The 13,440-nt window shown below is 73.9% G+C and carries 14 protein-coding genes; 9 read left to right on the plus strand and 5 right to left on the minus strand.

What is annotated here, in order from left to right:
* Window positions 1-49: 49 nt before the first annotated feature.
* From ACZ7EC_RS11820 to ACZ7EC_RS11830, 3 genes are all read right to left on the minus strand, one after another.
* Window positions 50-1,249, minus strand: a complete 1,200-nt coding sequence (locus ACZ7EC_RS11820; protein WP_471061190.1) for a glycoside hydrolase family 64 protein — start codon at window positions 1,247-1,249, stop codon at window positions 50-52.
* A gap of 213 nt (window positions 1,250-1,462) precedes the next feature.
* A complete protein-coding gene (locus tag ACZ7EC_RS11825; protein WP_471061193.1) occupies window positions 1,463-2,218 on the minus strand; it encodes a dienelactone hydrolase family protein in 756 nt (251 codons plus the stop codon).
* A 161-nt stretch (window positions 2,219-2,379) separates the two neighbouring features.
* Window positions 2,380-3,000 (minus strand): L-threonylcarbamoyladenylate synthase, encoded by a 621-nt coding sequence (locus ACZ7EC_RS11830; RefSeq protein WP_471061196.1) that lies wholly within the window; start codon window positions 2,998-3,000, stop codon window positions 2,380-2,382.
* Between the two features lie 352 nt (window positions 3,001-3,352).
* Between ACZ7EC_RS11830 and ACZ7EC_RS11835 the strand changes: the two genes are divergently transcribed.
* Entirely contained in the window at window positions 3,353-4,894 is a 1,542-nt protein-coding gene (locus tag ACZ7EC_RS11835; protein WP_471061198.1) for a helix-turn-helix domain-containing protein, read from the plus strand.
* A 135-nt stretch (window positions 4,895-5,029) separates the two neighbouring features.
* Here ACZ7EC_RS11835 and ACZ7EC_RS11840 read toward each other — a convergent pair whose 3' ends face one another.
* Entirely contained in the window at window positions 5,030-5,509 is a 480-nt protein-coding gene (locus tag ACZ7EC_RS11840) for a hypothetical protein (protein WP_471061201.1), read from the minus strand.
* A 304-nt stretch (window positions 5,510-5,813) separates the two neighbouring features.
* Between ACZ7EC_RS11840 and ACZ7EC_RS11845 the strand changes: the two genes are divergently transcribed.
* A complete protein-coding gene (locus tag ACZ7EC_RS11845; RefSeq protein WP_471061204.1) occupies window positions 5,814-7,163 on the plus strand; it encodes a transaminase in 1,350 nt (449 codons plus the stop codon).
* Window positions 7,164-7,185: 22 nt separating this feature from the next.
* Window positions 7,186-7,626 (plus strand): Lrp/AsnC family transcriptional regulator, encoded by a 441-nt coding sequence (locus ACZ7EC_RS11850; protein WP_471061207.1) that lies wholly within the window; start codon window positions 7,186-7,188, stop codon window positions 7,624-7,626.
* 116 nt (window positions 7,627-7,742) lie between these two features.
* Here ACZ7EC_RS11850 and ACZ7EC_RS11855 read toward each other — a convergent pair whose 3' ends face one another.
* On the minus strand, window positions 7,743-8,801 hold the full coding sequence (locus ACZ7EC_RS11855; protein ID WP_471061209.1) for a PP2C family protein-serine/threonine phosphatase: 1,059 nt from the start codon (window positions 8,799-8,801) through the stop codon (window positions 7,743-7,745).
* 54 nt (window positions 8,802-8,855) lie between these two features.
* Between ACZ7EC_RS11855 and ACZ7EC_RS11860 the strand changes: the two genes are divergently transcribed.
* The 6 genes from ACZ7EC_RS11860 to ACZ7EC_RS11885 all read left to right on the plus strand — a co-directional run bounded on the left by ACZ7EC_RS11860 (window position 8,856) and on the right by ACZ7EC_RS11885 (window position 13,431).
* Entirely contained in the window at window positions 8,856-9,071 is a 216-nt protein-coding gene (locus tag ACZ7EC_RS11860; RefSeq protein WP_471061212.1) for a hypothetical protein, read from the plus strand.
* 54 nt (window positions 9,072-9,125) lie between these two features.
* A complete protein-coding gene (locus tag ACZ7EC_RS11865; RefSeq protein WP_471061214.1) occupies window positions 9,126-10,043 on the plus strand; it encodes a GNAT family N-acetyltransferase in 918 nt (305 codons plus the stop codon).
* 163 nt (window positions 10,044-10,206) lie between these two features.
* Window positions 10,207-10,764 carry an EF-hand domain-containing protein gene (locus tag ACZ7EC_RS11870; RefSeq protein ID WP_471061217.1) on the plus strand — a complete coding sequence of 186 codons (558 nt, stop codon included), beginning with the start codon at window positions 10,207-10,209 and terminating at the stop codon, window positions 10,762-10,764.
* Window positions 10,761-11,855 carry an isocitrate/isopropylmalate family dehydrogenase gene (locus ACZ7EC_RS11875; RefSeq protein WP_471061219.1) on the plus strand — a complete coding sequence of 365 codons (1,095 nt, stop codon included), beginning with the start codon at window positions 10,761-10,763 and terminating at the stop codon, window positions 11,853-11,855. Before ACZ7EC_RS11870 ends, ACZ7EC_RS11875 begins: the two co-directional genes overlap by 4 nt.
* Window positions 11,852-12,502, plus strand: a complete 651-nt coding sequence (locus tag ACZ7EC_RS11880) for a cysteine hydrolase family protein (RefSeq protein ID WP_471061222.1) — start codon at window positions 11,852-11,854, stop codon at window positions 12,500-12,502. The genes ACZ7EC_RS11875 and ACZ7EC_RS11880 overlap by 4 nt, the downstream gene beginning before the upstream one ends.
* Window positions 12,481-13,431 carry a class I SAM-dependent methyltransferase gene (locus ACZ7EC_RS11885; protein ID WP_471061227.1) on the plus strand — a complete coding sequence of 317 codons (951 nt, stop codon included), beginning with the start codon at window positions 12,481-12,483 and terminating at the stop codon, window positions 13,429-13,431. The genes ACZ7EC_RS11880 and ACZ7EC_RS11885 overlap by 22 nt, the downstream gene beginning before the upstream one ends.
* The last annotated feature ends 9 nt before the right edge of the window (window positions 13,432-13,440 follow it).

Below are 13,440 nucleotides of genomic sequence, written 5' to 3' on the forward strand. Positions count from 1 at the left end.
AACACGAGGGTCCCGCTCCCCGGCCGGGGAGCGGGACCCTCGCACGCGGTCAGTTCAGCGGACCCAGCGTGAGATACGCCTGCTGCGGATCGCCGTCGTTGACCAGCGACTCCTGGTTGCCGACGTCGTCGAAGGCGAACGCGTACGCCTTGCCGTCGGCCATCTCGGCGTGCACCGCCTTCGCGTACTGGTTGGTCACAGCGTCCTGGTAGAAGTCACCCGGCGTGTTGTCCGGCGCCTGCGAACTCACCAGCAGCGTCGAGCGGTTGAAGCCGGCGCACAGGGTGCGGGAGATGGGGCCGCGCACGGCGTCGTTGGGCGCGTCCAGCAGTTTGTGGCAGCCGAACACGCTGTCCGCGTCCGGCTTCTGGAAGCTGGTGACGACCGCGCCGGTGGTGTCGGTGAAGTTCATGACGTTCCCCGAGACCCGGCCGTAGAACTTCTTGTCCGGCTGATCGGCGAACGGCGTGACGGTCAGCGTCGAGGACGCGTACTTCTGCCAGACCCGGTTCACGTAGTCGTCCATCGCGCTCGCGGGCAGCGCGCCGGTCTCCACGCCGTACAGCGGCGACAGCGCGCGCAGCACCGAGCCGTCGGAGCCGGTCTGGACCAGTCCGGACCAGCCGCCGGACTGGGCGCGCAGGGCGCCGAAGAACCCCGACCAGCCTCCTTGCTTCAGCTGCCCGGTGGTGCTGACGCTCCCGTCGGCGCGGCGCACGCCGACGGAGTACGGCGCCGAGAACATGTCCACCTGCGTGCTGTTGAGCCACAGCCCGGAGTCGTTGAGCGTGTACTCGGACCAGTTGAAGAGGATGTCGTGGTTGGGGTCGGACGGGTTCTGCACGGCCGGCTGCACCAGACCGCCGGTGGTGAGCTTGAAGACGAGCTTCTGCCCGTAGGAGAAGTAGATCCGGCCGGAGAACTTCGGGATGCGGATCGTGGTCGACTGCCCGGCGGCCGGTCCCGGAATCGCCGCGTCCGGCGCGGGAGTCGGCGGATTGCCACCGGCCGGCCAGGCGTGGAAGACGCCGTTCGCGTCCGCCCAGCCCTGCTGCCCGGAGGACAGCTGGGTGCCGAGGTCGTAGAGGTAGACGGGCTGGGCGCGGCCCGAGTTGTTGGTGACGGTCAGCGCGATGGTGTCGGGCACGGCCGCCGTGGCGTGTTGGGGGACGCCGAGGGCGAGCGCTCCGCCGACGAGGGCGGCGGCGGCGACGATCGGCAGCGCGCGGCGGGTTCGGATGTGCGGCACTCTCCACCTCCGTGTGGGGTCGGGGTCATACGGACCTCGGTTCCTGGTCCGTACCTGCCTGAGAGCGCTCTCAGCCTGGTGCCGAAGTCGTGTCCCTGTCAACGAGTTGGGCGCGGGTTCTCGTTCCCCGGAGGGGTCACCGCGCCGCCCGGCGCCCACCGCGGGGCGGGCGCCATGGGCCGGTGGCGGATGGTCCGGAAGGCGCCGAAGGAGTCAGAAGGCGCGGTCGAGCAGGGCCAGCAGGGCCGCCCAGTGGCGTTCGTCGGCCTCCCGGTCGTACGCCGGGGTGTCGGCCTGCGTGTAGCCGTGCTGCGCGCCCGGATACACCTCGCAGGTGTGGCGCACCCCGGCCGCGTCCAGCGTCCGCTCCAGCTCCCGGATCTGCTCGGCCGGCATGGAGGCGTCCTGGTCGGCGAAGCCGAAGTACAGCTCGGCGGTGACGTTCTCGGCGCCGCGGTGCGGGCTGTCCGGGGCGTCCGTGACCAGCTTGCCGCCGTGGAACCCGGCCGCCGCGGCCACCCGGTCGGGGTGCGTGGCGGCCGTGCGCAGGGCGAGCCGGGCGCCCATGCAGTAGCCGGTCAGCGCGACCGGTCCGTCGGTGACGAACGGGTTGTCCGCGAGGAAGCCCAGATAGGCGTCCGCGTCCCGCCGGGTCTGCTCGGGGGTGAGGGAGCCCATCACCGGGCCGATGCGCTGCCAGAGGGTCGGGTCGGCCGCCGGGTCGATGAACTCCGGCAGCTCACCGAGCGGGGTGGAGCCGTGCCGGTAGAACACGTTCGGCACCAGGACCGTGTACCCGGCCGACGCCAGCCGGTCGGCCATCGACCGCAGCTGGGGGCGCAGACCGTAGGCGTCCTGGTACAGCAGGACGCCCGGATGCGGCTCGCCGTCCGCGGGGTGGGCGAGGTAGGCGTCGGCGGTGCCGTCCTCGGTCGGGATGTCGACGGATGCTCCCTGTACGTCGGTCATGGTGACGGGCCTCCTGGGGAAGGAATGGCGGGCGGCGGGCGCCCCCTCGCGCCGCGGGCGCGCCGGTGTTCCGGCCGAGCTCGCGAGGCGCGGTGGGCGGCTCTCATGCTGCCACGCAAGATCCGGAGCTTCGCGGGGGGTCCGCCGTACCGCCCCCGCCGTCACTCGAACCGTGCGGTGTCGCCCGCGCCGCGCCGGACGATCTCCGCCTCGCCGCCGGAGAAGTCGATCACCGTGGTCGGCTCGGTGCCGCAGTCCCCGGAGTCGACCACCGCGTCCACCACGTGGTCGAGGCGGTCCTTGATCTCCCATCCCTGGGTCATCGGCTCCTCCTCGTCCGGCAGCAGCAGCGTGCTGGACAGCAGCGGCTCGCCCAGCTCGGCCAGCAGCGCCTGGGTGACCACATGGTCCGGGATGCGCACGCCCACGGTCTTCTTCTTCGGGTGCATCAGCTTGCGCGGGACCTCGCGGGTGGCGGGGAGGATGAAGGTGTAGCTGCCGGGCGTGGACGCCTTCACGGCCCGGAACACATCGTTGTCCACCCGCACGAACTGGCCGAGCTGCGCGAAGTCCCGGCACATCAGCGTGAAGTGGTGGCGGTCGTCCAGCCGGCGGATGGCCCGGATGCGGTCCACGCCGTCCTGGCTGCCCAGCCGGCAGCCGAGGGCGTAGCAGGAGTCGGTCGGGTATGCGATGAGCGCCCCCGCCCTGACCGCGTCGGCGATCTGCGCGATGCTGCGGGCCTGCGGGTTCTCGGGGTGCACGTCGAAGTACTTCGCCATTCACCGAGCTTATGCCGTACCCGCGGGCGGCGCGGGCGGCAGGGGGGCGCCGCCGGTCGCGCACGCGCCGCGGACGGGGCCCGCGCACACCCCGGAAACGCCCCCTGCGGCCCCCGGAGAAATTCCTGGTGTATCCCCCGGATCCGCGGGCACCCGAGTCCTGAGCCATCCGGAGCCTTCCCCCCGCCCCGGAGGCGTTGCCTCCGTCGGCGGCCCCACCCCCCCCGGGCCGCCGGCGGAGCCATGTCCGCCCGGATGGGGCGACCGGGTGAACGGTCGGGTAACGTCCGGCTGCGCACATCGGCCGAACCGGTGGGCGAACTGGACGACCTGGACGACAAGAGGGGGACACGTGGCACGCCGAGCGGACGAGCAGCCGCTGCCCCGGACGTCCTGCGGGACCGGCGGCGCCTGGGCGCGCGAACTGCTCGACCAGCTGCGCCCCGCCGCACGCGACCTGAACCGGCTGGTCGCCTGGCTCGCCCGGAGCACCGGGTCCGCCGTGCACCTCCAGGACGCGCGCGGCGCTCTCCTCGCCGGGACCGGACAACGGCCGGAGCTGGACCCCGCCGTCGTCGCCGACGTGGCCGCGGGCCGGGTCTCCGCCGCCGGACTGGAGGACGGCGCCCGGCATGTCCGCCTGGTCGGGATACGGCATCCCGGACCCGGCCCGGCGGCCTCCGCCGTCCTGGCCGTGGCCCGCCCGGAGCCCTTCGACCGGCACACCACCGAGATCCTCGGACACACCGCGGGCGTACTCGGACTCCTCTTGCGCGAGCGGGAGTTGGCGCATGCCGGGCACCGGCTGCGGCGGGCCACCGCCGATCTGCGCCTCGCCATCCTGCAACTGCTGATGGTGGAGGACACCGTCTCCGCCCGCCGGGTCGCCGCGGGCCTGTGGCCCGGACTGCTGGAACACGACACCGCCCGTGTGTACGTCGTCGAGGGCAGCGCCGCCGAACGCGACCGGCTCGCCGACGAGTGCGGGGCGGCCACCAGCGGCGGCGCCCTCGTGGTGCGCTGCCCCGCCATGGACGAACACGTCATCGTCCTCGGCGCGGCCCCCGAGGTGGGGGACCGGCTGCGCTCCCTCGTCGCGGTCCGGCCCGGCATCTACCTGGGCGGCAGCCCCCGCCAGCGCCTCGCACTGACCGCCACCGCCTACGGACAGGCCGTCAGCGCCCTCGCGGTGGCCCGGTTCAGCCCGGAGCGGACCGCCGTCTACGCCGAACGCACCCGCCCCGCCCGCCTGATGGACCCGGCCGCGCTGCATGCCTGGTCGGCCGCCGTGCTGCGCCCGCTGGACCCGCTGCCGTACCACGTGCGCGCCGAACTGCTCGCCACCACCCGGCTCGGTCTGGAGTTCACGGCGGTGAGCGCGGCCAAGGTGCTCGGCGTCAGCCGCAACACGGTGCGCGCCCGGATGGACCGGGTGGCCGCGCTGATCGGCGCCGACTTCTCCGCCCTGGCCGTACGCGCGATGGCGCACATCGCGCTCGACACCGAGGCGGCGCACGGCCCGTACGACGCCGGCGGCAACGCCCCCGCCGCGCCCGCCGGGTTCGCGGAGCTGCTCGGCGGGGACGCGCTGCGCTCCTGGGCGCGGGGCCTGCTCGGGCGCTTGGACGCCGACGGCCGGGATCTGCGCGGCACCCTGCGTGCCTGGCTGGCCGCCGACGCCAACGCCGGGCCCGCCGCGGCGGCGCGGGGGGTGCACGTCCAGACCGTGCGGGAGCACGTGCGGGCCGCCGAGCCCGTCCTGGAGCGCCGGCTGCTGGCGGGGGGTACCGATCTGTACGAGGTCGTCCTCGCCCACCTCGTCACCGGTGAACTTCCCGTCCCCGCGCTCGGCCCGGCGAACCGGGACCAAGCGGACGCGGCTGTGCACCGGTGAGTGCTGCGCGCGGGGCGCCGCGCACCGGTGCGCTGGCACGGACCGCGTGTCGCACGTAAGTTCACCGTCAGCGGGGCACGACCGGGACGGGGGGCCGGTCGGGGCCCCGCGCCTGCTTTCCCGCGCGTGCGTCCGTTACGGCTCCCGCTGTTCGCGCGGTGCTGCCGTGAGCACCGTCAGCGTGCCGTTGGCCTGCCGCAGCGCGTCCTCCAGGGCGCCGGGGGAGTGCAGGGTGCCGGTGCCGTCGGGCGGCACCAGCCACTCCAGGGAGCGAGCGGGCCGGTAGGGCGGCGGTGCGGCGACCCAGGAGCCCCTGGTCGCATAGCGCAGCCCCGCGCCGACCCAGCCGCCGTCCGGGTCGGGCGGCAGGAAGAAGCCGACCCGGCCGGCCGCGAGGTCCACCAGGGTCGGGCCCGGCACCGGCAGCGCGGGCTGCCACAGCAGGTCGAGGGTGAGCAGCCCCAGCCGCTCGGGGACGCTGAGCACATCCCAGAAGCGCCCCGCCTCCAGCAGTGCGATCCCCTCCCCGTGGTCCCACTCCCACTTGCACGCGCGCGGGTCGGTGGCCGACGCCGCCAGCCACTCCACGCCCCGCATCCACATCGTGTTCGTCATGCACTGCTCCGCGTTCTCGGGCACTCGGTGCGTCCGCACAGCAACCCGGCATATGCATGCTCGTAGATATTTCTATGCGGCGGAAGGGGTGGCGCGGCCTGGCGTTTCTGTCGGCGCGTTCGGACTCCGCGCACCGGTTCGTCAGCCGGACGAGGTGGCTGCGTCACCCCTTCGAGGGTGGTGGGCCGACCTGGCGCACGATTCGTGTGTTCTGGCAATCGATTCGTGTGTGAACCCTTGAGGAGGGTGCAGTTCTCGTCGTAGCCTCACGTCGTTCCGTCGCCCGATTCCAGCGAGGTTTTCCATGGACCGCACCCGACTGCGCACCCTCCTGGCCCGCGAGAGCGCCGAGGCCGAACGCCGCAACCCGCGCTCGCGCGCCGCGTACGCCGGGGCCGGGCATCTCTTCGGCCGGGTGCCGATGACCTGGATGAACAAGACGGCCGGTGCGTTCCCCCGGTATCTGGCCGGGGCACGCGGCGCACGGGTGAGCGATGTGGACGGGCACGAGTACATCGACTTCTGCCTCGGCGACACCGGCGCGATGGCGGGCCACTCGCCCGCGGCGGTCACCGAGGCGGTCCAGCGGCGCTTCGCGGAACTCGGCGGGGCCACCGCCATGCTGCCCACCGAGGACGCGGAGTGGGTCGGCGCGGAGCTGACCCGGCGCTTCGGCCTGGCCCGCTGGAGCTTCTCGCTCACCGCGACCGACGCCAACCGCTGGGCGATCCGGCTCGCCCGCGCCGTCACCGGACGGCCCAAGATCCTGTTCCACAGCTACTGCTACCACGGCAGCGTGGACGAGTCGCTGATCGTCACCGGCCCCGGCGGCGAGGGCACCGCACGCCCCGGCAACGTCGGCGCGCCCTGCGAGGTGACCCGCACCAGCAGGGTCGCCGAGTTCAACGACCTCGACGCACTGGAGCGCGAACTCGCCCACGGCGACGTGGCCGCCCTCCTCATGGAGCCCGCCCTCACCAACATCGGCATCGTGCTGCCCGAGCCCGGCTACCTCGCCGGCGTCCGCGAGCTGACCAGGCGGTACGGCACGCTGCTGATCAACGACGAGACCCACACCTTCTCCGCCGGGCCCGGCGGCTGCACCGGCGCCTGGGACCTCGAACCGGACATGCTCACCATCGGCAAGGCGATCGGCGGCGGCATCCCGGCCGGTGCCTACGGCCTCTGCGCCGAACTGGCCGACCGGCTGCTGGCCCGCGACGATCTCGACCTCGTCGACATGGGCGGTGTCGGCGGCACCCTCGCCGGCAACGCCCTGTCGGTCGCGGCCACCCGCGCCACCCTCGAACACGTCCTCACCGACGAGGCGTTCGCCCGGATGGGCAAGCTGTGCGCACGCTTCGAGGCGGGCGTGCGCGCCGGGATCGAGGTGCACGCCCTGCCCTGGTCGGTGAGCCGGCTCGGGGCACGTGCCGAATACCGCTTCACCGCGCCCGCCCCGCGCACCGGCACCGAGTCGGCGGCGGCCGCCGACGCCGGGCTGGAGGACTTCCTGCACCTGTACCTCGCCAACCGGGGCATCCTGCTCACGCCGTTCCACAACATGGCGCTGATGTGCCCCGACACCACCGAGCAGGACGTCGACCGGCACACCGAGGTGTTCGCGGCCGCCCTCGCCGAACTGGCCGGATGAGACGAGGGGCATGATGACCGCCATGGACGACATCGACCGGGCCATCCTGCGCGAGCTCCAGACCGACGGCCGTATCGCCTACGCCGACCTCGGGCCCAAGGTGGGCCTGTCCGCCTCGGCGGCCCGGCAGCGGCTCCAGCGGCTGCTGGACTCCCGCGCCGTCCAAGTGGTCGGCGTCACCGACCCGATGGCGATGGGCGGCCAGGCCATGGCACTGCTCGGCATCGGCGTGGACGGCGACCCGCGCGCGGTCGCCGACGCCCTCGCCGAGCGGCCCGAGGTCGTGTACGCGGTGCTCACCTCCGGCGGCTTCGACCTCTTCGCCGAGGTGGTCGCGTCCGGCCCGAAGGCGCTGCTGGACTTCGTCAACGACGTGGTCCGCCCGGTCGAGGGCGTCCGGGAGATCAGGTCCTTCCCGTACTTCGGCATCCACACCCACCGGTTCCTGTGGGACGTGGGCTGAGCGGGCAGCCGGGGGAGAGGCGCTGGAGTGCATGGGCGGCGCGGGCTCCCGCCGGGAGGCGCGCGGGGGATGCGGCCCCGTGCGGGTCTCCGCCGGGCCGCCCCGAGGGCGGCGGGTCAGGCGGGCGAGTCGTCCGGGGTGGGTGCCAGGAGCAGCATCGTCGCGTCGTCGCGGACCTCGTAGCGCAGCCGCGCGAGATCGGCCCACACGGAGGCCGGCAACTCGCCGTCACGGGTGTACGCGAGGGCGGCCAGCCGGTCCGGCAGCGGGTAGAAGACCCCGGAGCGGTCCCGCGCCTCCCAGACGCCGTCGGAAGCCAGCAGCAGCCGGTCGCCCGGCTCCAGCGGCACCGTGACCTCCTTCGGTGGATCCGCCCCGACCAGGCCGATCCCCAGCGGGCTGCCCGGTGTCACGGTGATCTCCCGCGCGTCGCCGTCGCGCAGCAGCACCGGCGCCGGATGACCGCAGGCCACCACCCGCATCGTGCGCGCGCCGGCCGGGAACTCCACCAGCACCGCCGTCGCGAACAGCTCCCCGTCCGGCATGCCCTTGGCGTCCACCGCCAGCCGGCGGTCCATCCGGGACGCCACCGACTCCAGGTCCTGGTGGTCCAGGACCGCCTCGCGGAACGCGCCCAGCAGGGAGACGACGGTCGCGACCGCCACCAGCCCGTGCCCGCGCACATCGCCCATCACCGCGCGTACGCCGTGCGGCCCTTCGCGTACGTCGAAGAAGTCCCCGCCCACCAGCGTGCCGTTCTCCGCCGCCCGGTAGAAGCCCGTGCAGCCGACCCGCCCCACCCGCTCGGGCAGCGGCGGCATCACCGCCCGCTGCACGGCCTCGCCGATGGTGCGCTCCACCTGGAGCTGCGCGTCGCGGCGGCTGCGCACGAACGACACGAACACGCTGAGCAGGGCGACGAAGACGATGGTGAGCAGGTCGGTGTTGCCGGGCCGGTTCAGATGGGTCGCCGGCACGTTCAGAACCACCACCACCAGCGCTCCGAGCAGGGCGGTGACCAGCGGGCCGTACGACAGGACGGCGAGCGGCGGGATCGCGCCCAGCAGGAAACCGAGGTCGCTGGCGTGCGGGGTGAAGGTCGAGGCGGCGGTCACCCCGGCCAGCAGCAGCACCGGCAGCAGCCGGATCCACCACGGCGGCGGAGCACCCCGCAACCAGCCGCGATCCTCCCGGCTCCCACGCGACGACCATTCGAACAGCGATCGCACATGCCCACGCTACGCCGCCGCCGGGAGGAGGGCCCGTCGGTCGCCGGCGGCTCCCACCGGGGGCGGTACGGAAATCCGCTGGACGCCGGCCGGGCGGCCCGGATAGCGTCCGAGCGCACATCCGAGACGGACACCAGACGGACGAAGGAGGCGAGTGCCATGGCCGCGATCATCACGCGCTCCCCCCTCCCCGTCGTCCGGGTGTGCCAGGCCTGACCGGGAGCGCGACCCGCCGCGAGGCCGTTCGCGGCCCGTATCCCGGAGGACTCCTTGACCGAGCTGGTCATGCGCACGCTCGACGAGCACAGTGCGCACCTGTTCCACACCATGCCCGACCCGCTGGCCCTCGCCGAGAAGCACCGGCTGGTCGCGTTCCGCCCCGAGTGGCAGCGCATCGCCCTGCGCGACGGCCGCACCGTGGCCCGCGCCGCCTGGTGGGGGCGCGCCGAGGACACCGAGCCGATGCTGATCAACTGGCTGGACGTCGCCGAGGGCGAGGAGGCGGCCGGCGCCGAACTCCTGCGGACCGCGCCCTGGCGTCCGGACGAACTCGAACTGGACCTGCCCGGCGGCTGGCGCGCCGACCCACGGCTGCGGGCCGCCGCCGAGACCCGCGCCGCGGCCGCGCGCCTGGCCGGTTACACGCCGCTGGTGGAGCGCTTCGTCTACCGCTGGACCCCGGACCACGGCCTGCCCGAGCGCCCCGGCCGCCTGGTCTTCAGCCCGGAGCCGGACGACGCCGTCTTCCTCGGCCTGCTGCGCCGCATCCACTCCGCCACTCTCGACGCGCACGCCCGCCGGGCCATCGCGCGGGGCGGGGTCGAGCAGGCCGCTCGGGAGGACCTGGACGTCTTCCACTGGATGCCCTCGCCGCGCTCCTGGTGGCAGGTCGCCCGCACCGGCGCCGGCGATCCGGTCGGCATCCACATCCCCGCCCGCAACCCCTCGGGCCCGTGCGTCGGGTTCGTCGGCGTGGTCCCCGAACACCGCGGCCACGGCTACGCCTACGACCTCCTCGCCGAGTGCACCCACTTGCTGGCCGCCGAGGGCGCCGGCTTCATCGCCGCCGCCACCGACCGGTCCAACATCCCGATGGCCGCGCACTTCGCCACGGCCGGATATCCGGTCGTACGGGAGCGGGTGAACTTCCGGCTGGGACGGTCGGCAGGCGGTGCCCCCGAGGAGTGACGGTCCGGTGCGCGGTGTTTTCCAGGACCGGCGGGTTCATGCCTCCGACGCGAAATTTCCTTCGTTCGGGGGCAGTTGGCCGTCTTTCCCGCACCGGACGGGGGTGGCGAGCCGATAGTGGAGCCGCCGCCGGGCCCAGGGGCCGACGGCGTATGCGCACCGTATGACCGGAGGGGAAAACACCATGGCCACCACCGAGGCGAACAACCGGGTCGAACTCGTCTTCTCGCTGTTCGACGCCAACGGCAACGGCGTACTGGACCCCGGCGACTTCGAGCTGATGGGCAGGCGCGTCGTCGAGGCCGTGCCCGAGGCCGGGGACGGCGCGAAGCACCGGATGCTCAAGGCCTTCCAGAGCTACTGGGACACCCTGCGCACCGAGCTGGACGCCGACGGCGACGGGCAGGTCAGCCCCGCCGAGTTCAACGCCATCGTGCTCGACCCCCAGCGATTCGACGTCACGGTCAACGAGTTCGCCGAGGCCCTCGCCGCGCTGGGCGACCCGGACGGCGACGGCTATGTCGAACGCCCCCACTTCGTCGCCCTGATGACCGCCATCGGCTTCCAGCGCCCCAACATCGAGGCCCTGTTCGACGCCTTCGAGCCGGTCCACGGCGACCGTGTCCCCGTGGTCACCTGGGCCGACGGCATCCGCGACTACTACCGCCCGGAGAAGTCCGGCATCCCCGGCGACCACCTCACCACGGGCAACGCCCAGTGACCCACGACCCGAACGCGCCCGTCATCGGGCTGGCCGTGGGCCGGGGCACCGGACCCGAACTCGCCGACGTGTTCGAGCGGGTGCTCGGCGCGCTGACCGCCGGGCATCCGGGCACGGTGACGATCGAGCGCTCCCCGCGTCTCTACCACTCCTACCACTCGCTGCGCGCCGAACCCGGCCTCGACCGCGTCCGCGAGCTGACCGCCGCGGACGCGGACCACTACGAGCGGTTCTGCCGCACCCGCGCCGAGCGGGGCACGACGGCGGTCTTCCGGACCGCCGTCAACGCCCAGTCCCTCTACCTCGTCCGCCAGCGGCTGCGCGCCGTCAAGGTGGACCTGCTCGGCGCCGACGGCCGCTCCCTGCTGCTGGTGCGGGACCAGGCCCAGGGGTTCTACACCGGCGAGAACCGGCACACGCCCGGCCGGCTCACCCGCACCACGACCTTCTCCCAGGACATCACCGCGAGCGTGGTCCGCTACGCCCTGCGCCGGGCCCGGCAGGAGTGGCCGGACGGCCGGATCGGCCGCATCGTCATGGCGTACAAGTTCCATCTCCTGGACGGCGCGCTGGACGACTGGGTGAGCGGGCTCGCGGACGAACTCGGTGTGGAGATCGGCCTGTTCCAGCCGGACACGGTCAACCGCAACCTCCTCACCCACGGCCTGCCCGACCGGACGCTGCTGATCGCCGGCAACGAATGGGCCGACATCATGCACGTCATGCTGCTCGACCGGTTCGGCTCCGAGCGGCAGGAGAACCGGTGCACCGAGAACGTCTTCCTCGATCCCGCGCTGGCGGGACTCACCGAGTACCAGACGGTGCACGGCTCCGCCGACGACATCGCCGGGCGGGGCCTCGTCAACCCGGTGGCGACCATCCGCGCGGCCGCGCGCGTCGCCGAGGGGCACGTCGGGCGCGCGGGAGCGGTGGAGGCCGTGGAGAAGGCGCTGCGGATCCTGGAGGAGCGGGGCATCTCCACGCCCGATCTCGGCGGGCGGCACTCCACCACCGCCGTGGCCGACGCCCTGCTCGACGCCCTGGACGCGCCCGGCGGGTCACCGGCGACCACCCTGGCCGGCGGGTCGTGACCGGCGTGCCGGGGGAGCGGACGGCCCTGGTCGTGGTGGACGTGCAGAACGACTTCTGCACCGGGCCGGCCGCCCTCGCCCGCTTCGGCGGCGACCCCGCGGTCCTGGACGCGGCCGTCTCCGGCACCGTCCGGGCGGTGGCCGCGGCCCGCGCGCGCGATATCGAGGTGATCTTCGTACGGTTCACCGGCGACCCCGAGCACCAGGGCGCCGCCTGGCGCTCGCGGGACGAGGCTCTCGGCAAGCGGCCGAAGTGCCTGGAAGGCACCTGGGGCGCCGAGTTCCACCGGGTCGCCCCGGCACCGGGCGAGCGCGTCTTCACCAAACGCGCCCGCTTCGACGCCTTCCTCGGCGAGGGCTTCGAGGACCACCTCGGCGCGCGCGGCATCGGCCACCTGGTCTTCGCCGGGGTGTACGCGGACGTGTGTGTGGACACCACCGCCCGCACGGCGTTCCAGAAAGGCTTCCATGTGACCGTCCTGACGGACTGCACCGCGGCCCTGCACCTTCCGTGCGACGACGTCCTGCGGTTCATGCGCGTCGTCTACGGCGCCCGGACCAGCACCGCCGCCGACCCGGCGGCCTGGACCGCGCCCGCGCCCGCGCTCGGGACCGGGGAGGTGCCGTGCATACGGCCGGGGGTCTGACCGCCGGGGTCGCGCGGGGCGTCGGCCGCACCGCCCTGCTGGTGGCCGCGGCCCGCGCGATCGAGACGCATCGCCCCGACGCGCTGGCCCGCGATCCGTTCGCCGAGCACTTCGTGCGCGCGGCGCCGGCCTCCGCGAGCTGGCCGGTGCGTCCGGGGCAGGTGCCCGACGGCGACGCCGACCCGCTGTGGGGCAGGCTCGGCCGGTACTTCGCCCTGCGCACCCGCGTCCTGGACGACCATCTGCTGCGCTCGGCCCATCTGGGCGTGCGCCAGGTGGTGCTCCTCGGCGCGGGCCTGGACTGCCGGGCGTACCGGCTGGGCTGGCCGCCGGGATGTGTGGTGTACGAGGTGGACACGGCGGAGGTGCTGGCCTTCAAGCGGACGGTCCTCGACCGGCTGGGGGCCGCCCCCGCGGCCGAGCGCCGTCCGCTCGCGGCCGACCTGCGCGAGGACTGGGCCGCCGTCCTGCTGTCCGCGGGCTTCGACCCCACCGAGCCCACGGCGTGGCTCGCCGAGGGGCTGCTGCTGTATCTGCCGGCGGCGGCCGAACGGCGTCTCGTCGCCACGGTCGACCGGCTCAGCGCGGCGGACAGCACCCTCGCGTACGAGATCAAGGACCTCGTGGAGTCCCCGCAGGTGCGGGCCAGCCCCGTCTACACGGAGACCCGCCGGCGCCTCGGCATCGACCTGCTCGCCCTCTTCGACGCGGAGCCCCGCCCCGACTCGGCCGCCGAACTCGCCTCCCTGGGCTGGACGGCGACGACACGCACCCCCTACGACTTCACCCGCCGCCACGGCCGCGGCCCGCTGCCGGAGCCGAACGACGCCCTGGCCGCCAACCGCTGGATCTTCGCGGCGGCGCCGAGGAACGCGGCGGGACCGGTCCCGGCACCGCGAACGGCCGTACGGGAAGGGGGCGCGGGCTGACACCGGGTG

The organism is Streptomyces sp. NPDC037203 (genome assembly GCF_055605065.1).

Excerpts from the sequence above, each read along its gene's own strand:
- ACZ7EC_RS11825 (WP_471061193.1), bottom strand. The coding sequence starts at position 2,218 with ATGACCGACGTACAGGGAGCATCCGTCGACATCCCGACCGAGGACGGC.
- ACZ7EC_RS11830 (WP_471061196.1), bottom strand. The coding sequence starts at position 3,000 with ATGGCGAAGTACTTCGACGTGCACCCCGAGAACCCGCAGGCCCGCAGC.
- ACZ7EC_RS11840 (WP_471061201.1), bottom strand. The coding sequence starts at position 5,509 with ATGACGAACACGATGTGGATGCGGGGCGTGGAGTGGCTGGCGGCGTCG.
- ACZ7EC_RS11845 (WP_471061204.1), top strand. The coding sequence starts at position 5,814 with ATGGACCGCACCCGACTGCGCACCCTCCTGGCCCGCGAGAGCGCCGAG.
- ACZ7EC_RS11850 (WP_471061207.1), top strand. The coding sequence starts at position 7,186 with ATGGACGACATCGACCGGGCCATCCTGCGCGAGCTCCAGACCGACGGC.
- ACZ7EC_RS11860 (WP_471061212.1), top strand. The coding sequence starts at position 8,856 with ATGCCCACGCTACGCCGCCGCCGGGAGGAGGGCCCGTCGGTCGCCGGC.
- ACZ7EC_RS11870 (WP_471061217.1), top strand. The coding sequence starts at position 10,207 with ATGACCGGAGGGGAAAACACCATGGCCACCACCGAGGCGAACAACCGG.